Origin of the sequence: Cronobacter sp. HA18003 (assembly GCF_011605905.1) — a bacterium.
In the GTDB taxonomy this organism is placed as follows: Bacteria; Pseudomonadota; Gammaproteobacteria; order Enterobacterales; family Enterobacteriaceae; genus Cronobacter; species Cronobacter sakazakii.
This window is the reverse complement of sequence record NZ_JAANQO010000021.1, coordinates 605,959-627,978: the sequence shown is the minus strand read 5'-3', so window position 1 is coordinate 627,978 and position 22,020 is coordinate 605,959. Positions and strand designations below refer to the sequence as shown.

15 protein-coding genes, 1 rRNA gene and 1 pseudogene are annotated in these 22,020 nt (G+C 58.7%); 10 read left to right on the top strand and 7 right to left on the bottom strand.

The window, feature by feature from the left end; all coding sequences use genetic code 11:
* Window positions 1–152: 152 nt before the first annotated feature.
* From rrf to aceK, 5 genes are all read left to right on the top strand, one after another.
* Window positions 153–268 (top strand): 5S ribosomal RNA (rrf, locus tag G6041_RS14075).
* Between the two features lie 363 nt (window positions 269–631).
* Entirely contained in the window at window positions 632–1,561 is a 930-nt protein-coding gene (gene metA, locus G6041_RS14070) for a homoserine O-acetyltransferase MetA (protein ID WP_012123595.1), read from the top strand.
* Between the two features lie 272 nt (window positions 1,562–1,833).
* Window positions 1,834–3,432 (top strand): malate synthase A, encoded by a 1,599-nt coding sequence (aceB, locus tag G6041_RS14065; RefSeq protein WP_012123596.1) that lies wholly within the window; start codon window positions 1,834–1,836, stop codon window positions 3,430–3,432.
* Window positions 3,433–3,471: 39 nt separating this feature from the next.
* Window positions 3,472–4,779, top strand: a complete 1,308-nt coding sequence (aceA, locus tag G6041_RS14060) for an isocitrate lyase (protein ID WP_004387511.1) — start codon at window positions 3,472–3,474, stop codon at window positions 4,777–4,779.
* Window positions 4,780–5,040: 261 nt separating this feature from the next.
* Window positions 5,041–6,831, top strand: a complete 1,791-nt coding sequence (gene aceK, locus G6041_RS14055) for a bifunctional isocitrate dehydrogenase kinase/phosphatase (RefSeq protein ID WP_012123597.1) — start codon at window positions 5,041–5,043, stop codon at window positions 6,829–6,831.
* A 43-nt stretch (window positions 6,832–6,874) separates the two neighbouring features.
* On the opposite strand, the gene iclR is transcribed toward aceK, so the two are convergent.
* Window positions 6,875–7,714 (bottom strand): glyoxylate bypass operon transcriptional repressor IclR, encoded by an 840-nt coding sequence (gene iclR, locus G6041_RS14050; RefSeq protein WP_012123598.1) that lies wholly within the window; start codon window positions 7,712–7,714, stop codon window positions 6,875–6,877.
* A 197-nt stretch (window positions 7,715–7,911) separates the two neighbouring features.
* Here iclR and metH point away from each other — a divergent pair, with 197 nt between their 5' ends.
* Together metH and G6041_RS14040 are read left to right on the top strand one after the other, a co-directional pair.
* A complete protein-coding gene (gene metH / locus G6041_RS14045; RefSeq protein ID WP_041460347.1) occupies window positions 7,912–11,595 on the top strand; it encodes a methionine synthase in 3,684 nt (1,227 codons plus the stop codon).
* Window positions 11,596–12,086: 491 nt separating this feature from the next.
* A complete protein-coding gene (locus tag G6041_RS14040; RefSeq protein WP_007891561.1) occupies window positions 12,087–13,718 on the top strand; it encodes a Na/Pi cotransporter family protein in 1,632 nt (543 codons plus the stop codon).
* Window positions 13,719–13,734: 16 nt separating this feature from the next.
* On the opposite strand, the pseudogene G6041_RS21465 reads toward G6041_RS14040, so the two are convergent.
* The 5 genes and pseudogenes from G6041_RS21465 to G6041_RS14015 form a co-directional block, all read right to left on the bottom strand.
* Window positions 13,735–13,812 (bottom strand): annotated as a pseudogene (locus tag G6041_RS21465) (addiction module antidote protein); the annotation flags it as partial.
* A gap of 56 nt (window positions 13,813–13,868) precedes the next feature.
* Window positions 13,869–14,141, bottom strand: coding sequence for a DUF3811 domain-containing protein (locus G6041_RS14030; RefSeq protein WP_007702377.1), 273 nt, complete (start codon window positions 14,139–14,141; stop codon window positions 13,869–13,871).
* A 90-nt stretch (window positions 14,142–14,231) separates the two neighbouring features.
* A complete protein-coding gene (panS, locus tag G6041_RS14025; RefSeq protein WP_004387518.1) occupies window positions 14,232–15,167 on the bottom strand; it encodes a ketopantoate/pantoate/pantothenate transporter PanS in 936 nt (311 codons plus the stop codon).
* Window positions 15,168–15,329: 162 nt separating this feature from the next.
* Window positions 15,330–16,922: an RNA repair transcriptional activator RtcR gene (gene rtcR, locus G6041_RS14020; protein WP_012123601.1), complete on the bottom strand. Its 1,593-nt coding sequence runs from the start codon at window positions 16,920–16,922 to the stop codon at window positions 15,330–15,332.
* 106 nt (window positions 16,923–17,028) lie between these two features.
* Entirely contained in the window at window positions 17,029–17,283 is a 255-nt protein-coding gene (locus tag G6041_RS14015; protein WP_012123602.1) for a hypothetical protein, read from the bottom strand.
* A 114-nt stretch (window positions 17,284–17,397) separates the two neighbouring features.
* Here G6041_RS14015 and G6041_RS14010 point away from each other — a divergent pair, with 114 nt between their 5' ends.
* Genes G6041_RS14010 through G6041_RS14000 form a run of 3 tightly spaced genes read left to right on the top strand, consistent with a single transcriptional unit; the run spans window position 17,398 to window position 20,562 of the window.
* The gene (locus G6041_RS14010; RefSeq protein ID WP_012123603.1) at window positions 17,398–18,531 is read left to right on the top strand and encodes a slipin family protein; all 1,134 of its coding nucleotides are present in this window, start codon (window positions 17,398–17,400) and stop codon (window positions 18,529–18,531) included.
* Window positions 18,532–18,533: 2 nt separating this feature from the next.
* Window positions 18,534–19,760 (top strand): RtcB family protein, encoded by a 1,227-nt coding sequence (locus G6041_RS14005; protein WP_012123604.1) that lies wholly within the window; start codon window positions 18,534–18,536, stop codon window positions 19,758–19,760.
* 16 nt (window positions 19,761–19,776) lie between these two features.
* Window positions 19,777–20,562, top strand: a complete 786-nt coding sequence (locus G6041_RS14000; RefSeq protein ID WP_041460348.1) for a nucleotidyltransferase domain-containing protein — start codon at window positions 19,777–19,779, stop codon at window positions 20,560–20,562.
* Window positions 20,563–20,585: 23 nt separating this feature from the next.
* Here G6041_RS14000 and lysC read toward each other — a convergent pair whose 3' ends face one another.
* Entirely contained in the window at window positions 20,586–21,938 is a 1,353-nt protein-coding gene (gene lysC / locus G6041_RS13995; protein ID WP_012123606.1) for a lysine-sensitive aspartokinase 3, read from the bottom strand.
* Window positions 21,939–22,020 lie beyond the last annotated feature (82 nt).

The window sequence follows — 22,020 nt, the reverse complement described above, 5'->3', positions numbered from 1 at the left end:
GTGTAAGCGCAGCGATGCGTTGAGCTAACCGGTACTAATGAACCGTGAGGCTTAACCTTACAACGCCAAAGAAGTCTGGCGAGTAGAGAGACAATATTCAGCTTGTGACGGATAAACGTTCATGGCGGAAGCGGTGAACGAAACAGAATTTGCCTGGCGGCTGTAGCGCGGTGGTCCCACCTGACCCCATGCCGAACTCAGAAGTGAAACGCCGTAGCGCCGATGGTAGTGTGGGGCCTCCCCATGCGAGAGTAGGGAACTGCCAGGCATCATATAAACGGAAAAGCCTCATGCGAAAGCATGGGGCTTTTTTGTATGCCGGTCAGCAACGGTGAGTGTCTGCGGGCAGAGTAAACCCGGTGCAGACCGGCAAATCGTCCCGCAACGGTAACGGGCAGCGACCCGCCGGCAGGACGTCTGTCCTTCACCACCAGATGCCGGCGAAAAGCCCCCGCTTTTGTTCTGTTGCAGTTCAAAAATCCCGCCGCAATTCTCTTTGATACAATTCCAGCCCCATACCCCGTGAAACATTTTCACCTTTCGTACTCCTGCTCGACATTCTCGCCATTCCTGGTTATTGTTGGCTGTCTGGATGTCTAAACGTATAAACGTATGTTGTGAGGAAAAGGTTATGCCGATTCGGGTGCCTGATGAGTTACCAGCCGTCAATTTTCTGCGCCAGGAAAATGTCTTCGTGATGACGACATCACGCGCCAGCGTTCAGGAGATCCGTCCGCTTAAGGTGCTGATCCTGAATCTGATGCCCAAGAAAATCGAAACGGAAAATCAGTTCCTGCGCCTTCTTTCCAACTCACCTTTGCAGGTGGATATCCGTCTGCTGCGCATAGACAGCCGTGAATCACGCAACACGCCTGCGGAGCATCTCAACAACTTCTACTGTAATTTCGAAGATATCTGCGACGAAAACTACGATGGTCTTATCGTTACCGGCGCGCCGCTGGGCCTCGTTGAGTTTAACGATGTTGCGTACTGGCCGCAGATCCAGCAGGTGCTGGAGTGGGCAAAAGAGCATGTTACCTCCACGCTTTTTGTCTGTTGGGCCGTCCAGGCGGCGTTAAATATCCTCTATGGTATCCCCAAGCAGACGCGCCAGGAGAAAATCTCCGGCGTTTACGAGCATCACATCACGCAGCCACATGCACTGCTGACAAAAGGGTTTGACGATACTTTTCTGGCACCGCATTCACGCTATGCCGATTTCCCGGCAGCGCTCATTCGTGACTACACCGATCTCGATATTCTGGCCGAATCGGAAGAGGGCGACGCCTACCTGTTCGCCAGTAAAGACAAGCGCATCGCGTTTGTTACAGGTCATCCTGAATACGACGCCCTGACCCTTGCCGGCGAATACTTTCGCGATGTTGAAGCAGGTCTGGCACCGCGCGTGCCGTATAACTATTTCCCGAATAACGATCCGACCAAAACGCCGCGCGCCACCTGGCGCAGCCACGGCAATCTGCTCTTTACTAACTGGCTCAACTACTACGTGTATCAGATCACGCCATACGATCTGCGCCATATGAACCCCACGCTCGAGTAATCTTCCGCGCATACGATCCTTAAGCGTTTCAGCATACTTTATAAGGCACCTTCGGGTGCCTTTTTTATTTCCGAAAACCTCTTCATTATAAAAAATCACTTTATTTGTATGCTAATCAAAAGCTTATAATGATAAATAAATTAAAATGGAAATTGTTTTTGATTTTAGAAAAAGAATGAGTAGTCTTAATTGTGCTGTACGAAATCTGAACGTAAGAGATCGCGTACGTCTGCTATGGGGAATCTTTTGGATCAAAACCGAGGAGCGCTGCTATGAATCAACAGGCTATTACCGCAGAACTGGCTTTCAGCCAGCCTTTTGGCGAGCAGGAACGGCAGATCCTGACGCCGGAGGCCGTCGAGTTTCTTACTGAACTGGTGGCGCGTTTCACGCCACAACGTAACGATCTGCTCGCCGCACGGCAACAGGTGCAGAAAGAAATTGATGGCGGAAAGCTGCCAGACTTTCTTTCGGAAACGGCTTCCATAAGAAATAGCGACTGGAAAATTCGCGGCATTCCTGAAGATTTGCAAGACCGTCGCGTCGAAATCACCGGCCCGGTCGAGCGCAAAATGGTCATCAATGCGCTGAATGCTAACGTCAAAGTATTCATGGCGGATTTTGAAGATTCCCTGGCACCCGCCTGGAACAAAGTCATCGAAGGGCAGATCAACCTGCGTGATGCGATAAAGGGCACAATTACCTGGACCAACGAGGCGGGCAAAATTTATCAGCTCAAGCCTGACCCTGCTGTGCTTATCTGCCGTGTACGCGGCCTGCATCTGCCTGAAAAACATGTTACCTGGCGCGACGAGCCCGTGCCTGGCGCCCTGTTCGATTTCGCGCTCTACTTCTTCCACAACTATAAAAATCTGCTGGCCAAAGGCAGCGGCCCCTATTTCTACCTGCCGAAAACGCAGTCCTGGCAGGAGGCGGCCTGGTGGAGCGACGTCTTCAGCTATGCCGAAGATCGCTTTAACCTGCCGCGCGGCACCATCAAAGCCACGCTGCTTATTGAAACGCTGCCTGCCGTTTTCCAGATGGACGAGATCCTGCATGCGCTGCGTGACCATATCGTCGGCCTCAACTGCGGGCGCTGGGATTACATCTTCAGCTATATCAAAACCCTTAAAAATCACCCCGACCGCGTCCTGCCGGACAGACAATCCGTCACCATGGATAAGCCTTTCCTGAGCGCTTATTCGCGGCTGCTCATTAAAACCTGTCACCGCCGCGGCGCATTCGCGATGGGCGGCATGGCGGCGTTCATCCCGAGCAAAGATACCGAGCGCAATAACTGGGTGCTTAACAAAGTGAAGGCGGATAAAGAGCTGGAAGCCGCGAACGGTCACGACGGCACCTGGATTGCTCACCCCGGTCTTGGCGATACGGTCATGGCGGTTTTTGACGCCGCGCTTGGCGAGCATAAAAATCAGCTGCATGTACTGCGTGAAAACGACGCGCCCATCACCGCCGCGCAACTGCTTGAGCCATGCCCCGGCGAGCGCACGGAAGAGGGGATGCGCGCCAATATTCGCGTGGCAGTGCAGTACATCGAAGCCTGGATTTCCGGCAACGGCTGCGTACCGATTTATGGCCTGATGGAAGATGCCGCGACGGCGGAAATCTCACGCACCTCCATCTGGCAGTGGATACACCATCAGAAAACGCTCAGCAACGGCAGCACAGTCACCAAAGATCTGTTCCGCCAGATGCTGGCCGAAGAGATGCGCGTCATTCAGGAGGAGCTTGGCGAGCAGCGCTACAGCCACGGCCGTTTTGACGAGGCCGCGCGGCTGATGGAGCAAATCACCACGTCTGATGAACTCATCGACTTCCTGACGCTGCCGGGCTATCGCCTGCTGGCCTGACCCTACACTACACCACCACAACAACACGGAGCATCTGCCATGACAACAACACGTACCCAACAGATTCAGCAGTTAGAGCAGGAATGGACAAACCCGCGCTGGGAGGGCATTCGCCGCCCTTATAGCGCGCAGGATGTGGTGAAATTACGCGGTTCGGTCAATCCGGAATGCACGCTGGCGCAGCTTGGCGCGGCAAGAATGTGGCGTCTGCTGCATGGCGAGTCGAAAAAGGGCTACGTCAACAGCCTGGGCGCGCTGACCGGCGGGCAGGCATTGCAGCAGGCGAAAGCGGGGATCGAGGCCATCTATCTCTCCGGCTGGCAGGTCGCGGCAGACGCCAACCTTGCCGCCAGCATGTATCCGGACCAGTCGCTCTATCCGGCGAACTCCGTACCTGCGGTGGTTGAGCGGATCAACAACACGTTTCGTCGCGCCGATCAGATCCAGTGGGCTGCGGGCATTGAGCCTGGCGATCCGCGTTATGTCGATTATTTCCTGCCGATCGTGGCCGATGCCGAGGCGGGCTTCGGCGGCGTGCTCAATGCCTTTGAGCTGATGAAAGCGATGATTGAGGCCGGTGCCGCGGCGGTTCACTTTGAAGATCAGCTCGCCTCGGTGAAAAAGTGCGGCCATATGGGCGGCAAAGTGCTGGTGCCCACGCAGGAAGCTATCCAGAAGCTGGTTGCGGCCCGGCTCGCGGCAGACGTTATGGGCGTTCCGACGTTGCTGATTGCGCGCACCGACGCCGATGCGGCGGATCTCATCACCTCCGACTGCGATCCGTATGACAGCGAATTCATTACCGGCGAGCGTACCAGCGAAGGTTTCTTCCGTACCCGCGCGGGCGTCGAGCAGGCGATCAGCCGCGGGCTCGCCTATGCGCCGTATGCGGATCTGGTGTGGTGCGAAACCTCCACGCCGGATCTCGACCAGGCGCGACGCTTCGCCGAAGCTATCCACGCGCGCTTCCCCGGCAAGCTGCTGGCATATAACTGCTCGCCGTCGTTCAACTGGAAGAAAAAGCTCGATGACAAAACCATCGCGTCTTTCCAGGAGGAGCTCTCGGCGATGGGGTACAAATACCAGTTCATTACGCTCGCGGGCATTCACAGCATGTGGTTCAACATGTTTGATCTCGCTCACGCCTACGCGCAGGGCGAAGGGATGCGGCATTACGTCGAGAAAGTGCAGCAGCCGGAATTTGCCGCTGGCAAAGAGGGCTACACCTTTGTATCGCACCAGCAGGAGGTGGGCACGGGTTACTTTGATAATGTCACGACCATTATCCAGGGCGGCGTGTCATCCGTGACGGCGTTAACCGGCTCGACCGAAGAAGCGCAGTTCTGACGCTGCTTTAAGCGTCGCATCCACCGGTTGCCAGCGGCGGGTGCGCCGTTTACCCGCCCTGCAACTCACATGGCGCTATACGTAGGGTGGATAAGCGCAGCGCATCCACCGTTTACGAATGGCGGGTGCGCGTCGTTACCCGCCCTACCACCGCTTTGATCCTGTGTAGGGTGGATAAGCGTAGCGCATCCACCGATCGTAAGCTGTGGGCGCGCGTAACTTATCTGCCATATCTTTTATTTTCACACACGGAGCCTGCCTATGCCGCCGCGTGGACTGGAGCTACTCATCGCCCAAACCATCCTGCAGGGGTTTGACGCGCAATATGGTCGTTTTCTGGAAATTACCGCGGGCGCGCAGCACCGCTTCGAGCAGGCCGACTGGCACGCCGTCCAGCAGGCGATGAAAAGCCGTATCCATCTCTACGATCACCATGTCGGGCTGGTGGTGGAGCAGTTGCGCTGCATTATGGAAGGCAAGGCTACCGACCCCGATTTTCTGCTGCGCGTGAAGCGTCACTACACCGACTTGCTTCCCGATTATCCACGCTTTGAAATCGCTGAAAGCTTTTTTAATTCGGTCTATTGCAGGCTTTATGATCACCGCTCGCTGACGCCAGACAGGCTGTTTATTTTCAGCTCCCAGCCCGAGCGACGTTTTCGCACCATGCCGCGACCGCTCGCGAAAAATTTTTTCCCGGAGCAGGGCTGGCAGCCGCTTCTGACCACCTTGCTCACCGATCTCCCGTTGCGCCTGCCGTGGCAGGATCTGGCGCGCGACGTGCGCTACATCATCGCACATCTCAATGAGACACTCGGCCCGGCGCGCCTTGCGCAGGCGCATCTGGAAATGGCGAACGAACTCTTCTACCGCAACAAAGCCGCGTGGCTGGTGGGCAAACTGCGCCTGCCTGACGCCACGCTGCCTTTTCTGCTGCCTGTCCACCGCAGCGACGACGGCGAACTGTTTGTCGACACCTGCCTTACCGGCAGCGCCGGGGCGAGCATCGTTTTCGGCTTCGCCCGCTCTTATTTCATGGTGTATGCGCCGCTGCCCGCCGCGCTTGTCGAATGGCTGCGCGAAATCCTGCCGGGCAAAACCACGGCTGAGCTCTATATGGCGATTGGCTGCCAGAAACACGCCAAAACCGAAAGCTACCGCGAATATCTCCACTATCTGCGTCACGCCGACGAGCAGTTTATCGAGGCGCCAGGCATTCGCGGCATGGTGATGCTGGTCTTCACGCTGCCGGGGTTTGATCGCGTCTTTAAAGTCATCAAAGACCGCTTCGCCCCGCAAAAAGAGATGAGCGAAGCGCACGTGCGCGCCTGCTACCAGCTGGTCAAAGAGCACGACCGCGTCGGCCGCATGGCGGATACCCAGGAGTTTGAAAACTTCGTCATTGAAAAACGCCGTATCAGCCCGGAACTGATGGCGCTGCTGCAACAGGAGGTCGGGCAGAAGCTCACCGACATGGGCGATAAAATCTCCATCAGCCATCTCTATATTGAGCGCCGGATGGTGCCGCTCAATATCTGGCTGGAGCAGGCGACGGGCCAGCAGCTGCGCGACGCCATCGAAGAGTATGGCAACGCCATCCGCCAGCTCGCCGCCGCCAACATCTTTCCCGGCGACATGCTGTTTAAAAACTTCGGCGTCACGCGCCACGGGCGGGTCGTATTCTACGATTACGACGAGATCTGCTACATGACCGAAGTAAACTTTCGCGATATCCCGCCGCCGCGCTACCCGGAAGACGAGCTCAGCGCCGAACCCTGGTACAGCGTGGCACCCGGCGACGTCTTCCCGGAGGAGTTTCGCCACTGGCTCTGCGCCGACCCGAAAATCGGCCCGCTGTTTGAGGAGATGCACAGCGATCTGTTCAGCGCCAGCTACTGGCGCGCGCTACAGACGCGCATTCGTGAAGGGTATGTGGAGGATGTGTACGCGTACCGCCGCCGCCAGCGCTTTTGCGTGCGCTGGAAAAACCACAACGGCCACCCGGAGGCAGCCGTTTCAGCGATTGCGCCCTCTGCGGTGGGCGAGGGCTAAAGCGAAGGCGTCAGGCGGAGAACCTCTGACACCCGCAAGCCATTTAACGAACGCCGCCGAAAGCCTGCGTCACTTCTTTTGCCGCGCGGATCACCATCGCGCCTAACTCCGTCACGCGATCGTCCGTCATGCGTGAAATCGGGCCGGAAATAGAGATCGCGGCGAACGCCTCGTGGTGCTCGTCGTAAATGCAGGCCGCCACGCAGCGCAGGCCAAGCGCGTGCTCTTCATCATCAAACGAATAGCCGCGCTTGCGCGTCTGGGCGAGATCGTCTTTCAGATGCGCAGGCGCCACCAGCGTCGCGTGCGTATAGGCTTTAAGCCCCTGGCGATGGAGCAGCGCGGAGACATCTTCATCGCTTAACTGCGACAAAAACGCTTTACCGGCACCGGACGCGTGCATCGGCAGCTTGCCGCCAATCGGCGCGGACATGCGCATCAGCTGGGTACACTGTACCTGGTCGATAATAATGGCCTGATGGTCGCTTTTATCCAGCACGGCGAGGTTCACGGTTTCGCCGGACTCTTCCATCAGTTTGCGCAGAATCGGGTGCACAATCGCCAGCAGGTTGCGGCTTTGCAGAAAACTGCTGCCGATAATAAAGGCGTGCGCGCCGATAGCCCAGTGGCCTAAATCGCCAACCTGGCGCACAAAGCCCAGCTGCTGCATAGTCGTCAGCAGGCGGTGAGTGGTGGAATTCGGCAATCCGGCCTGCTGCGCCAGCTCCGTCAGCGCCACGCTACCCTGCGATTCAGCTATCCACTCCAGCAGTTTCAGGCCGCGCGTGAGCGACTGCACCTGGCCCGTCGCCGGCGGGGCGGCGGCAGCGGCGGCGGCGTTACGGGGCTTTTTGCCACGTTTAGCGGGTACGGTAGCGACCATAGCGGCCTCCTTTTCTGTATCGTGGAAATCATTTTCGTTTTATTTGGCGATAATGCAACCGCCAGGCAACTCATCGGAGCAGTCAATAATGAACATGTCTCAAGTTGCCGTCGCTCGCCTTCCCCGGCCGATCGCTTTATGCCAGTATGGTTTGCTGGCCTTTCCGGCCTGGGTTTTGTCGAGTATCAGGAGCACATGTGAGTAGCAAATCTGAACAGCTGCACCGGCAATTAGCGGAACGCATTATGGTGCTGGACGGCGGTATGGGCACCATGATCCAGAGCTACCGTCTGGATGAAGAGGATTTCCGCGGCGAGCGTTTCGCCGACTGGCAGTGCGATCTTAAAGGCAACAACGACCTGCTGGTACTCACTAAGCCAGATATCATCGCCGCTATCCATTACGCCTACTTTGAAGCGGGCGCTGATATCATCGAGACCAACACCTTTAACTCGACGACCATCGCGATGGCCGATTACCAGATGGAATCGCTGTCGGCGGAAATCAACTACGAAGCCGCGAAGCTGGCCCGCGCCTGCGCCGATGAATGGACGGCGCGCACGCCGGAAAAACCGCGTTACGTGGCAGGTGTGTTAGGGCCAACTAACCGTACAGCCTCGATTTCTCCTGATGTTAACGACCCGGCCTTCCGTAATATTACTTTTGATCAGCTGGTGGAGGCTTACCGCGAATCCACGCGCGCGCTGATTGAAGGCGGCGCAGATCTCATTCTCATCGAAACGGTTTTCGATACCCTTAACGCCAAGGCCGCGATTTTCGCCGTGAAGGCAGAGTTCGAGGCGCTCGGCGTCGAGCTGCCCATCATGATCTCCGGCACAATCACCGACGCCTCGGGCCGTACGCTGTCGGGCCAGACCACCGAAGCGTTTTATAACTCGCTGCGCCACGCCGATGCGCTCACCTTCGGCCTTAACTGTGCGCTGGGCCCGGACGAGCTGCGCCAGTACGTGGCGGAGCTGTCGCGCATCGCGGAATGCTACGTCACCGCGCACCCCAACGCGGGCCTGCCCAACGCTTTTGGTGAATATGATTTAGACGCCGATGTGATGGCCGCGCAAATCCGCGAGTGGGCGCAGTCGGGCTTCTTAAATATCGTCGGCGGCTGCTGCGGCACCACGCCGGAACACATCGCCGCCATGAGCCGCGCGGTGGACGGTTTACCGCCGCGTAAACTGCCGGATATTCCCGTCGCCTGCCGTCTGGCGGGCCTTGAGCCGCTCAACATCGGCGACGATTCGCTGTTTGTGAACGTCGGCGAGCGTACCAACGTCACCGGCTCGGCCAAATTTAAGCGCTTAATCAAAGAAGAGAAATACAGCGAAGCGCTGGACGTGGCGCGCCAGCAGGTCGAAAACGGCGCGCAGATTATTGATATCAACATGGATGAGGGGATGCTCGACGCCGAAGCGGCGATGGTGCGTTTCCTCAACCTTATCGCGGGTGAGCCAGACATCGCCCGCGTGCCGATTATGATCGACTCGTCGAAGTGGGACGTTATCGAAAAAGGTCTGAAATGCATTCAGGGCAAAGGCATCGTTAACTCGATCTCCATGAAAGAGGGCGTCGAGGCGTTTGTGCATCACGCGAAGCTGGTGCGCCGCTATGGCGCGGCGGTGGTGGTGATGGCGTTTGACGAAGTGGGCCAGGCCGACACCCGCGAGCGTAAAATTGAAATTTGCCGCCGCGCCTACAAAATCCTCACCGAAGAGGTCGGCTTCCCGCCGGAAGATATTATCTTCGACCCGAACATTTTCGCGGTCGCGACCGGCATCGATGAGCACAACAACTACGCGCAGGATTTTATCGGCGCGTGTGAAGACATTAAACGCGAGCTGCCGCATGCGCTGATCTCCGGCGGCGTCTCTAACGTCTCGTTCTCGTTTCGCGGCAACGACCCGGTGCGCGAGGCGATCCACGCCGTGTTCCTCTACTACGCCATCCGCAACGGCATGGACATGGGTATCGTTAACGCCGGGCAGCTGGCGATTTACGACGATCTGCCCACCGAGCTGCGCGACGCGGTAGAAGACGTCATCCTTAACCGCCGCGCCGATGGCACCGAGCGGCTGCTGGCGCTTGCCGAAAAGTACCGCGGCAGCAAAGCGGATAACGCGGCAGATGCCCAGCAGGCGGAATGGCGCACGTGGGATGTCAAAAAGCGCCTTGAGTATTCACTGGTCAAAGGCATTACCGAGTTTATCGAGCAGGATACCGAAGAGGCGCGCCAGCAGGCGGCCCGCCCGATTGAGGTAATTGAAGGCCCGCTGATGGACGGCATGAACGTGGTCGGCGATCTGTTCGGCGAGGGCAAAATGTTCCTGCCACAGGTGGTGAAATCGGCCCGCGTGATGAAACAAGCGGTGGCGTATCTTGAGCCGTACATCCAGGCCAGTAAAGAAGTGGGCAAGAGCAACGGCAAAATCGTGCTCGCGACCGTGAAAGGCGATGTCCACGACATCGGCAAAAACATCGTTGGCGTGGTGTTGCAGTGCAACAACTACGAGATTATCGACCTCGGCGTGATGGTGCCGACGGATAAAATCCTCAAAACCGCGCGTGAAGTGAACGCCGATATTATCGGACTTTCCGGGCTTATCACGCCGTCGCTTGATGAGATGGTCAACGTGGCGAAAGAGATGGAGCGCCAGGGCTTTACGCTGCCGCTGCTTATCGGTGGCGCGACCACGTCTAAAGCCCATACGGCGGTGAAAATCGAGCAGAACTATAGCGGGCCGACGGTCTATGTTCAGAACGCCTCGCGCACCGTGGGCGTAGTCTCTGCGCTGCTCTCCGACACGCTGCGTGACGATTTCGTCGCGCGCACCCGCAAAGAGTATGAAACCGTGCGCATTCAGCACGGGCGTAAAAAACCGCGCACGCCGCCGGTGACGCTCGCCGCCGCGCGTGAAAACGATCTGGCGTTCGACTGGGAAAGCTATACGCCGCCCGCCGCACACCGTCTGGGCGTCGAAGAAGTAACGGCAAGCATCGAGACGCTGCGTAATTACATCGACTGGACGCCGTTCTTTATGACCTGGTCGCTCGCCGGGAAATACCCGCGCATTCTGGAAGATGAGGTTGTGGGCGAAGAGGCTCAGCGGTTGTTTAAAGACGCCAACGAAATGCTCGACAAACTGAGCGCCGAAAAATCCCTGACGCCGCGCGGCGTGGTGGGGCTTTTCCCGGCGAACCGCGTGGGTGACGACATCGAAATCTACCGCGACGAGACCCGTACGCATGTGTTGTCAGTAAGTCATCACTTACGTCAGCAGACCGAGAAAGTGGGCTTTGCGAACTACTGTCTGGCCGATTTCGTCGCGCCAAAACACAGCGGCAAAGCAGACTACCTCGGCGCGTTCGCCGTGACCGGCGGGCAGGAGGAAGACGCGCTGGCGGAGGCCTTCGACGCGCAGCATGATGATTACAATAAAATCATGGTCAAAGCGGTGGCCGACCGTCTGGCGGAAGCGTTCGCCGAGTATCTGCATGAGCGCGTGCGTAAAGTGCTGTGGGGCTACGCGCCGTATGAAAACCTCAGCAATGAGGAGCTCATCCGTGAAAATTATCAGGGCATTCGCCCGGCGCCGGGTTATCCGGCATGCCCGGAGCACACCGAGAAATCGGTTATCTGGGATCTGCTGGACGTGGAAAACCGCATCGGCATGAAACTCACGGAGTCCTACGCCATGTGGCCAGGCGCGTCAGTCTCCGGCTGGTATTTCAGCCACCCGGAAAGCAAATATTTCGCCGTGGCGCAGATCCAGCGCGACCAGGTGGAAGATTACGCGCAGCGCAAAGGGATGAGCGTGAGCGAGGTAGAGCGGTGGCTCGCGGCGAACCTTGGCTATGACGCCGATTAGTTTCGGATTAGGCCTGTAAGACGAACACGCTGGTGGGTGCGCGTTGCTTACCCACCCTACAACCGAAGCGTAGGGCGGGTAAGCGCAGCGCACCCGCCGTTCCCGGCATCCTCCAACAACCGCTATTTCCGCGCTCATCAACGCGCCGGTGGGTGCGCACGGCTTACCCACCCTACAACTGAAACGTAGGGCGGGTAAGTGCAGCGCACCCGCCGTTCCCGTCATGATCCAACAACCGCTATTTCCGCCCTCATCAACGCGCTGGTGGATGCGCGCGGCTTACCCACCCTACAACCGAAACGTAGGGCGGGTAAGCGCAGCGCACCCGCCGTTCCGTCATGATCCAGCACCCATCATTCCCGCCTAATTCAACTCCCGGTTGACCCTTCATATACCCACCCGCCAATACTTCCTCCGGTTAATTACTTATACTCATCAAAGGAGCAGCATCGCGCCTGCTTCTTAGGAAAACACAACGATAAGGAGAAGCCGTGTTAACGCTGTTACACCTGCTTTCTGCTGTGGCGCTGCTCGTCTGGGGCACTCACATCGTGCGTACCGGCGTCATGCGCGTCTTCGGCGCGCGCTTAAGAAGCGTGCTCAGCCGCAGCGTTGAGAAAAAACCGCTCGCCTTCTGCGCGGGCATCGGCGTGACGGCGCTGGTGCAGAGCAGCAACGCCACCACGCTGCTTGTCACCTCGTTCGTCGCGCAGGATCTGGTGGCGCTGACGCCCGCGCTTGTCATCGTGCTTGGCGCGGATGTCGGTACGGCGCTCATGGCGCGCGTGCTTACTTTCGATCTCTCGTGGCTCTCGCCGCTGCTGATTTTTATCGGCGTCATCTTCTTTCTTGGTCGTAAACAGAGCCGCGCCGGCCAGCTCGGGCGCGTCGCTATCGGCCTTGGGCTGATTTTGCAGGCGCTGGAGCTCATCGTGCAGGCGGTTACGCCAATCACCAACGCCTCCGGCGTACAGGTCATTTTCGCCTCGCTCACCGGCGATATCATGCTCGACGCGCTGATAGGGGCGGTGTTCGCGGTCATCAGCTACTCAAGCCTGGCGGCGGTTCTGCTCACCGCGACGCTCACCGCCACGGATGTCATCTCCTTTCAGGTGGCGCTCTGTCTGGTGATTGGTGCGAACCTCGGCTCCGGCCTGCTCGCGATGCTCAACAACGGTGCCGCCAGCCCGGCGGCGCGACGCGTGGCGCTCGGCAGTCTGCTGTTTAAGCTGGTGGGCAGCGTGCTGGTGCTGCCTTTCGTGCCGCTGCTGGCGCAATCCCTGCACAGGCTGCCGGTAGAGGAATCGGAGTTGGTTATCTATTTCCACGTCTTCTATAACCTCATCCGTTGCCTGGTGATGGTGCCCTTCGCGGGCATGATGGCGCGTCTCTGTCAGCGCATCATCCCGGACGCCCCGGAAACCGATCTGCGCATGAAGCCCCGGCATCTTGACCCGAGCGCGCTGGACACGCCAGCGCTGGGCCTCGCCAACGCCGCGCGCGAAACGCTGCGCATCGGCGACGTGCTGGAGCAGATGCTGGAGGTCTACGGCAAAGTGATGCATGGCGAACCGCGTCAGGAGAAGACGCTGCGGCGGCTCGCCGACGACGTGGATGTGCTCTACACCGCCATTAAGCTTTATATGGCGCGCATGCCGAAAGAAGATCTGGCGGAAGATGAGGCGAAGCGCTGGGCGGAAATCATTGAAATGTCGCTAAACCTTGAACAGGCGGCGGATATTCTGGAGCGTATGGGCAGCGAAGTGGCGAATAAATCGCTGGCCGCGCGCCGCGCGTTTTCACCGGAAGGCGTGAAAGAGCTGGATACGCTGCTGGAGAAACTGACCGCCAACCTGAAGCTCAGCCTGTCGGTCTTTTTCGCGGGCGACGTGCAAAGCGCTCGCCGTTTGCGACGCCATAAGCACCGTTTTCGCATTCTCAACCGCCGTTACGCGCACGCGCATGTGGACCGGCTGCATCAGCAAAACGTGCAGAGTATTGAAACCAGTTCGCTGCATCTGGGGTTGCTTGGCGATATGAAGCGCCTCAACTCGCTGTTCTGCGCCGTGGCCTACAGCATCCTCGAACAGCCGGATGACGATGAGGAGCGGCTGGAAGAGTAGCCTTACAAAGCCGCTTTTATGATTTAACCGTTAAACCGAGACCCAACGCTTTCATCACTGCCAGCGTGGTTTTAAGCGTTGGGTTGCCTTTATCACATTATCTCCACCGGTTCTCTGGCAGGTCAGCCAGCATTTTCGTAAGAAGAAGGCTTAGCGCCGTCCCCGCACGGGCGTGCTGGCGGACCATGAAAAAGTCGCGTCGCTGTCCGGTTTATACGCCTGCGCTTTTTTCTGTTTGCGCGTCTGCTTCGCCGCTTGTTCGCGCTGCGCCATCAGCTTGTCGATATACTCTTTTTTGACGTGGTTGGCTTCGGAATTGGTAAGCGGGCGACCATGGGCGATGCGGGCGCGGTCGAGCAGGGTTTTTAATTCGCGCTGTTCGCTTTCCGTCATCTCTTTCTGGGTCAGTCGGGGCAGGGACATAGTGGCGACTCCTCAGGGGGTGAACCGCCAGTGTAACGCAACGCCGCCGCTAACTCAGTAAATAAGCCCGGTTTCGCCGGGCTTATTTGATTAGCGTCCGGAACGCCGCGCGTTTTTGTCGACCGGTTTGCCGGACCAGTAGCCCGCGAGCAGCGAGCCGGAGAGGTTATGCCACACCGAGAACAGCGCGCCGGGCAGGGCCGCGAGCGGCGAAAAATAGAGTTTGCCGAGCGCGGCGGCAAGCCCGGAGTTTTGCATCCCGACTTCAATCGCCAGCGTCCGGCAGGTGGATTCGTCAAACCCGAAGAGACGCCCGCCCCAGTAGCCGCCGAGCAGGCCGATACTGTTATGCAGAATCACCGCCACAATCACCATCAGCCCGACGGACGCGATATGCGAGGCAGAACCCGCCACCACGGCGCTGATAATCGCCAGAATACATACCATGGAAAACGCGGGCAGGTATGGCTCCACCGCTTTCACCACGCGCGGGAACAGGTGATGCACGATAAGCCCGAGCGCAATCGGGATCACCACGATTTGCAGAATGCTCAGCAGCATCCCCATTACATCGACCTGAATATGCGCGTCAACATAAAGGCGCGTCAGTAATGGCGTGGCCACCACGCCCACCAGCGTTGAGACCGACGAAATGGTCACCGACAGCGCCACATCGCCTTTCGCCAGATAGATCATGACGTTAGACGCCGTACCGCTCGCCACGCTCCCCACCAGCACCATACCGGCGGAGAGATCCGGCGGCATATGAAACAGCATCGCCAGCAGCCAGGCGGCCAGCGGCATCACCAGATAGTGCAGGAAAATCCCTGCGGCCACCGGCGCGGGGCGCGACAGCACGCGTTTAAAATCATCGAGTTTCAGGTGTACGCCCATACCAAACATAATCAGCATCAATAATGTGCTGACCCACGGGCCGATGGGGGTAAACGTGGCGGGCGTGTAATAAGCAATAACCGAGAGCAGCAGCGCCCAGAGCGGGAACAGCCGGGTGAGTGTCGCGAGCATCGTGTTTTCCTTGCACCCCGTGGCGAACCGTCGTTGTAACGCGGCATCGCCGGGGAGAATGTTGTGTTTTGTAATTATAAAAAAGGCCGGGATCGAGCCCGGCCATTGATATTGTTTATCGTGCGAAGGAAAGTTATTCAAACAAATTATGATGAAAAGGCCTCATTCAGGGGCTTTAACCTGTTCCCAGCTCAGCCCAAAGCGCGCCAGATATTTACGCAGGCGGTCGGCGTCGTTCGGGTTGGCTTTCTTCTGGCGCGAAACGGCAAACAGCGTGCGTCCGGCTTCAGAGAGCGAGGCGCTACGCCTGCACACGGCAACAACCGCCGCCAGCTGGTCGCGGTCGAAGAGATCGAGCGTTGCGGTATCAACAGGCAGCGCGGCGGCAGCAGTGGTGATTGGCCGCCAGCTCGCGGTAAGACGGGCGATCTCTTCCTCGACTAACGCGTCGGTAATGCGACCCTGCTCGGCAAGCGTCGCCATGCGCGCCACCGAGCTGCCCAGTTCGCGAAAGTTGCCCGGCCAGCGCGCCTGCGGCGAGCAGGCGAAGGCGAGATAATTTTCGCGCGCCGTTTTATCAAAGCGGATCTGCGTCTGCTGCTGCGCCGAGAAGCGCTGTAGCTCATACTCCACGTTTGGCGCGATATCCTCGCGGCGCTCGGCGAGGCCCGGCAGCGCGAAGGCCCACATATTAATACGCGCATAGAGATCTTCGCGAAAACGGCCTTCAGCGACCCATCGCGCCATGTCGCGGTGCGTACCGGCGATCAGCTGAAAATCGCTCTGCACTTCTTTATCCGCGCCGAACGGGAAAAAGGTCTTTTCCTCAATAGCTTTCAGCAGCATCGCCTGTTCATCGAGCCCCAGCTCAGCGATTTCATCCAGAAACAGCACGCCGCCGTCGGCCTCGCGCAGAAGCCCTGGCCGCGCCTGCTGCGCTCCGGTAAACGCGCCCTTCACGTGGCCAAAGAGCGTCGACATCGCGTTATCGCCGCGAAGCGTCGCGCAGTTCACGGAGACCAGTTTTCCCTGCACCAGATGCCGCGCCTGGCGCAGCTGGAAAATGCGCTTTGCGAGAAACGATTTCCCCGCGCCGGTCGGCCCCGTCAGCAGAATCGGCGCGGTGGATCGCAGCGCCACGCGCTCGATCTGGTCGATCAGACGGTTAAACGTGGCGTTGCGGGTGTCGATGCCGGATTTGAGGAACGACACCGACTGCTGCTGCTCGCGCTGGAAGCGGCTGGTCAGCGTCGCATAGCGGCTTAAATCGAGATCGATGACCGACGCCGTGCCGATGGTTTTCTGCGCTTCATCGTCGCCCTGACGATCGGGGCTGGTCTGTAACAGCGCCGCCGGGAGATACCGCGCTTCGGTCAGCAGGAACCAGCAGATCTGCGCCACGTGCGTGCCGGTGGTGATATGCACCAGATACTCTTCGTTATCGGTATCAAAGGGATAGCGCGTGGCGAAATCCAGCAGCGCGGCGTACACCTCCTCGAAATCCCACGGATCGTCCATCACCACGGTGTGCGGGCGTACTTCGGTATGCGGCGAGACGGCGGCGATATCTTCTGTGACCCGCTCTGCGAGCGACGCGTCGCGCGCCTGGTACAGCAGTTCAAAGCGGTCGACAGGCAAACCGGGCTGCTGGCACAGCGCGACGGACGGACGCCATTTATTCCAGCGGTTGGTGCGCTTACCGCGCCGGTCCAGTACGGTGCCCAGCATGCCAATCACCACGCGACGCTTTTGCATCTCTTATCCTTAAAGATAAATAACGATATTAAAAGATAAATCATACGCCTTTCTGTTATAGCCGTCGCGTATCGAATAAAAAATTTATCTCTTAATAATCAACATATTAAAAATTTATTTTCACCTTAAACGAAACTGGCACGCTTCTGGCAATTATCACTTCGTCAGCACGCTGGGTATGCAGGGGTTTATAGCCCCGCCGGCGCACCGGGAACGGTAACACGTTATCCAGGGGGCGTTCCGCCAGTGCAATGACGTGGAAAACGGTCGGTTTATCAGGTTCGACTCCTGAACTTTCTTTCTCCTTCCAGAGAAACGTTAAAAGCAGTACCCCGGCGGTTGAGTCGTTAGCGACCGCCACACACTGACGCCGGTAACGGCGCCGGGCGGCAGGCAGAAAAGACCGGAACAGAGGTGGCTTCCCCCTCCCGCTTCGCGCCGTTATCCGCGTCAGCCACAACAGTAAGGGAAAAAAATGAATAACAAAGTGACGATTCGTAAGGGCCAGCTGGGTTTACTGGCAAAACAGGGCGATTTTTATCAGGTGCTGGAAGCGGGCGAACATCGCCTGCCGTGGTTCAACAAACCGGACATGACGCTGGTGGAGATGAACAGCGGCGACGTCGCGCCGGCGCTGGCCGACTATCTGCGCCGTTTTCAGCCAGAATGGGTAGAGAAATATTGCCTGGCGGTTGATACCGCCGATAACGAAACCGCGGCGCTGTGGCGTAACAACGTGCTGGTGGAAATTATCCCGCCGGGCGCGCGGCGTCTCTTCTGGCGCGATGGCGACAGCCTGCGCGCCGTACTTATGGACACCCGCGACGTACAGGTGCCGACGGAGATAATGACCGCCGTGTTGCAGCCGCGCGGCCGCGATGCCGTAGTGAAAGGGCGCGACGCTATCCTGACCGTCAATGTGCCCGCCTGGCATGTGGGCGTGCTGAAAATCGACGGCGTTACGCAGCCGCTGCTGCCGCCAGGCTTAAGCGCGTACTGGAAAATCAACCATCTGGTGGAAGCGGAAGTGGTAGATACGCGCCTTCAGGCGATGGAAGTCTCCGGGCAGGAGATCCTGACCAAAGATAAAGTGAACCTGCGCATTAATCTGGGTGCCAACTGGCGCTATCAGGACGTGTTGCAGGCGTACAGCCAGCTTGCCAAACCGCTGGAGCATTTATACCGCGAATTGCAGTTTGCGCTGCGCGAGGCAGTCGGCACCCGCACGCTCGATGAGCTGCTGGAAAATAAACAGATTATCGACGACGTGGTGAGCGCGCAGGTTATCGCACGCATGGCGCCGTTTGGTATCGACGTGGCGTCGACCGGCGTGAAAGACATCGTGCTGCCGGGCGACATGAAAACGATTTTGTCGCGGTTGGTGGAGGCGGAGAAATCCGCGCAGGCGAACGTGATTCGTCGCCGTGAAGAGACCGCCGCGACCCGTTCGCTGCTGAACACCGCAAAAGTGATGGAAAACAATCCGGTCGCGCTGCGACTCAAAGAGCTCGAAACCCTGGAAAAAGTGGCGGAGCGTATCGATAAGATCTCCGTATTCGGCGGCCTGGATCAGGTGCTGCAGGGGCTGGTACAGATTAAAGGGGTATAACAATGCAAGAGAATAGCTATCAGACGCTGGCGCAGGCTAACGGCGCGCCGGTAAAAATGTGGACCCACGGCGTGCCGGTAGAGCCGGAAGCGCGTGAGCAGCTGCTGAAAACGGCGAAAATGCCGTTTATTTTTAAACACCTGGCGGTGATGCCGGATGTGCATCTGGGTAAAGGCTCGACCATCGGCAGCGTGATCCCGACCAAAGGGGCGATTATCCCAGCGGCGGTGGGCGTGGATATCGGCTGCGGGATGATCGCGGTGCGCACGTCGCTCGTGGCGCGCGATCTGCCGGATAACCTGAGCGGGCTGCGCAGCGCCATCGAACAGGCCGTCCCGCACGGGCGCACCACAGGGCGCGGCCAGCGTGATAAAGGCGCGTGGTCGAACACGCCGCAGGATGTGGATCACCACTGGGCATCGCTTGCGCCGCGCTTTAAACGCCTGACGGATAAATACCCCAACCTGTTGAAGACTAACAATCATCAGCATCTGGGAACGCTCGGAACGGGTAATCACTTTATCGAGATCTGCCTTGATGAACAGGAGCGCGTGTGGGTGATGCTGCACAGCGGATCGCGCGGCGTGGGTAACGCCATCGGCACCCATTTCATCGGGCTTGCGCAGAAAGATATGCAGCGCCATATGGCGAATCTGCCGGACCGCGATCTCGCCTATTTTGAAGAAGGCAGCAAGCACTACGCCGATTACATCGAGGCGGTGGAGTGGGCGCAGGATTTCGCGCGCCAGAACCGCGAAGTGATGATGAACCGCGTGCTGGCGGCGCTTTCCTCGATTATCACGAAGCCGTTTATGACGCAGCAGGAGGCCGTGAACTGCCACCATAACTATGTGCAGAAAGAGACGCATTTTGGTGAAGAGATCCTGGTGACGCGCAAAGGCGCGGTGTCGGCGCAAAAAGGCCAGATGGGCATCATTCCGGGCTCTATGGGTGCCAAAAGCTTTATCGTGCGCGGGCTGGGAAACGAAGAGAGCTTTTGTTCATGCAGTCACGGCGCAGGGCGCGCGATGAGCCGTACCGCGGCGAAAAAACGCTTCACGGTGGAAGATCAAATCCGCGCCACGGCGCACGTGGAGTGCCGTAAAGACAGCGATGTCATTGATGAGATCCCGATGGCGTATAAAGACATCGACGCCGTGATGGCCGCGCAGTCGTCGCTGGTGGAAATTGTGCATACGCTGCGTCAGGTCGTGTGCGTGAAAGGATAATTTTTAAGGAAAAATGATGGAACTGAACGGGGTGGATGCCGCTATGCGCGAGCGCGTGCGGCAGGTGTTAAACGAGGTGGAAACAAAGTATGGCGTGAAGGTGCTTTACGCCTGTGAATCGGGCAGCCGGGGCTGGGGTTTTGCCTCGCCGGACAGCGACTATGACGTGCGCTTTCTCTATGTGCATCCGCCTGAGTGGTATTTACGGGTCGATGCGCCGCGCGATGTCATCGAACTGCCCATCGACGACACGCTTGACGTCTGCGGCTGGGAGTGGCGCAAGGCGCTCGGGCTGCTCAAGCGGGCAAACCCGACGCTTATCGAGTGGCTCGACTCTCCCATCGTCTACCGGCAGGATGAGACCGCCATCGGCGCGCTGCGCGACCAGGTGCCGCAGTGGTTCTCCGCTGAGCGTGCGCGCTGGCACTACTACTCGATGGCCCGCAAAAACTTTCACAGTTATTTGCAGGGCGAGACGGTGCGGCTGAAGAAATATTTCTACGTGCTGCGCCCGCTGCTGGCGGTGCGCTGGGTGGAAGCGGGTAAGGGCGCGCCGCCGATGCGCTTTCGCACGCTGCTGGAGGGCACGGTGAACGATCCGCTGCTGCGGGCGGAAATCGACACGTTGCTTGCCGCCAAACAGCGGGCGGGCGAGGCCGAGTACGGCGCACCGATGCCGCGGATACACGCGTTTATCGCCGCAGAGCTGGCGCGCGGCGAAACGCCGCCGGAGCTGCCGCAGAGTGAAAAGGCGCAGGCGAGTCTGTTAGATAAGCTGCTTTATGAAACGGTGATGGCCTGACAATGTCAGGCCATTTTTTTGGCTTACTCGAAGAGATTGTGGTGCAGCTTCTGGACGACCTGTTCGGCGTCGTTGCCCGGCACCAGGAAGCAGAGGTTATAGCTCGACGCGCCGTAGCAAATCATGCGGATGTTAAACGGCTCCAGCACGCCAAACACCTCTTTGCCGACGCCGCAGGCTTTGGAGAGGTTATTGCCAATCAACGCCACCAGCGCCAGGTTTTCTTCCACCTCCACGCGGCAGAGCGAGGAGAGCTCGGTCAGCAGCGCCTGCGTCAGCAGCGTATCGCCGGTTGACGTGGAGCCGGTCGTGTCGAGCGTCAGCGCCACGCTCACTTCCGACGTGGTGATCAGATCGACCGAAATATTATGCCGCGCCAGGATGCTGAACACTTCCGCGAGGAAACCGCGCGAGTGCAGCATGTTCAGGCTGTGGAGCGTCAGCAGCGTCTGCTTGCGGCGCAGCGCCAGCGCGCGGAACAGCGGCGGGTTAGTGGTTTTGTTGCACACCAGCGTGCCGCCTGCTTTAGGGTCTTTGCTGGAGCCGACAAACACCGGAATGTCGCTGCGCACGGCGGGCAGCAGCGTCGCCGGGTGCAGCACTTTCGCGCCGAATGTCGCCATCTCGGCGGCTTCTTCAAAGGCGATTTCATCAATGCGTTTCGCGGCGGGCACCACGCGTGGATCGGTGGTGTAAATGCCCGGCACGTCGGTCCAGATATCCACGCGACGCGCTTTCAGCGCCTCGGCGAGCAGGGCGGCGGTATAGTCGCTGCCGCCGCGGCCAAGCGTGGTGGTGCGTCCTTTGGCTTCGCTGCCGATAAACCCCTGGGTGATAACCAGCCCTTCCGCCAGGCGCGGCGCGAGCTGCTGCGTGCAGAGTTCGGCGAGCGCCGCGACATCCGGCTCGGCGCGGCCAAAGCGGTCGCTGGTGCGCATCACTTTACGCACGTCAAACCATAGCGCATCCACGCCGCGCTCGCGCAGGATCTCGACAAACAGCAGGGTGGACATCAGCTCGCCGTGGCTGACCAGCTCATCGGTAAGCGCGGTGGAGGTCGCAAGCGACGCGGCTTCGGAAAGCGTGGCGATGTTTTCCAGCAGGCGATCAATCTCTTCGCGGATCACCGTCGGGTTTTGCAGGCGCTCCAGAATGTCGTACTGAATTTTGCGAATGGCGTCGAGCTTTACATAGCGCTCGGTCGCTTCGAGCCCTTCTGCCAGCGCCACCAGCAGGTTGGTGATCCCGGCGGAGGCGGAAAGCACCACGAGACGGACGTGAGTGTCGTCCAGGACGACATCGGCGCTGCGGTTCATGGCGTCGAAATCCGCCACGCTGGTGCCGCCAAATTTAGCGACCACTAAAGAATCTGTCATAACAACCTCGTGTCAGGGCGCCATTCATCATGTATGGCGGAATCTGTTCAGCCTGGGCACAAGGAAAGCGCAGTAAAGGGGC

Excerpts from the sequence above, each read along its gene's own strand:
- aceK (WP_012123597.1), top strand. The coding sequence starts at position 5,041 with ATGCCGCCGCGTGGACTGGAGCTACTCATCGCCCAAACCATCCTGCAG.
- metA (WP_012123595.1), top strand. The coding sequence starts at position 632 with ATGCCGATTCGGGTGCCTGATGAGTTACCAGCCGTCAATTTTCTGCGC.
- lysC (WP_012123606.1), bottom strand. The coding sequence starts at position 21,938 with ATGACAGATTCTTTAGTGGTCGCTAAATTTGGCGGCACCAGCGTGGCG.
- G6041_RS14005 (WP_012123604.1), top strand. The coding sequence starts at position 18,534 with ATGCAAGAGAATAGCTATCAGACGCTGGCGCAGGCTAACGGCGCGCCG.
- aceA (WP_004387511.1), top strand. The coding sequence starts at position 3,472 with ATGACAACAACACGTACCCAACAGATTCAGCAGTTAGAGCAGGAATGG.
- rtcR (WP_012123601.1), bottom strand. The coding sequence starts at position 16,922 with ATGCAAAAGCGTCGCGTGGTGATTGGCATGCTGGGCACCGTACTGGAC.
- G6041_RS14010 (WP_012123603.1), top strand. The coding sequence starts at position 17,398 with ATGAATAACAAAGTGACGATTCGTAAGGGCCAGCTGGGTTTACTGGCA.
- aceB (WP_012123596.1), top strand. The coding sequence starts at position 1,834 with ATGAATCAACAGGCTATTACCGCAGAACTGGCTTTCAGCCAGCCTTTT.
- G6041_RS14000 (WP_041460348.1), top strand. The coding sequence starts at position 19,777 with ATGGAACTGAACGGGGTGGATGCCGCTATGCGCGAGCGCGTGCGGCAG.
- G6041_RS14030 (WP_007702377.1), bottom strand. The coding sequence starts at position 14,141 with ATGTCCCTGCCCCGACTGACCCAGAAAGAGATGACGGAAAGCGAACAG.
- panS (WP_004387518.1), bottom strand. The coding sequence starts at position 15,167 with ATGCTCGCGACACTCACCCGGCTGTTCCCGCTCTGGGCGCTGCTGCTC.
- iclR (WP_012123598.1), bottom strand. The coding sequence starts at position 7,714 with ATGGTCGCTACCGTACCCGCTAAACGTGGCAAAAAGCCCCGTAACGCC.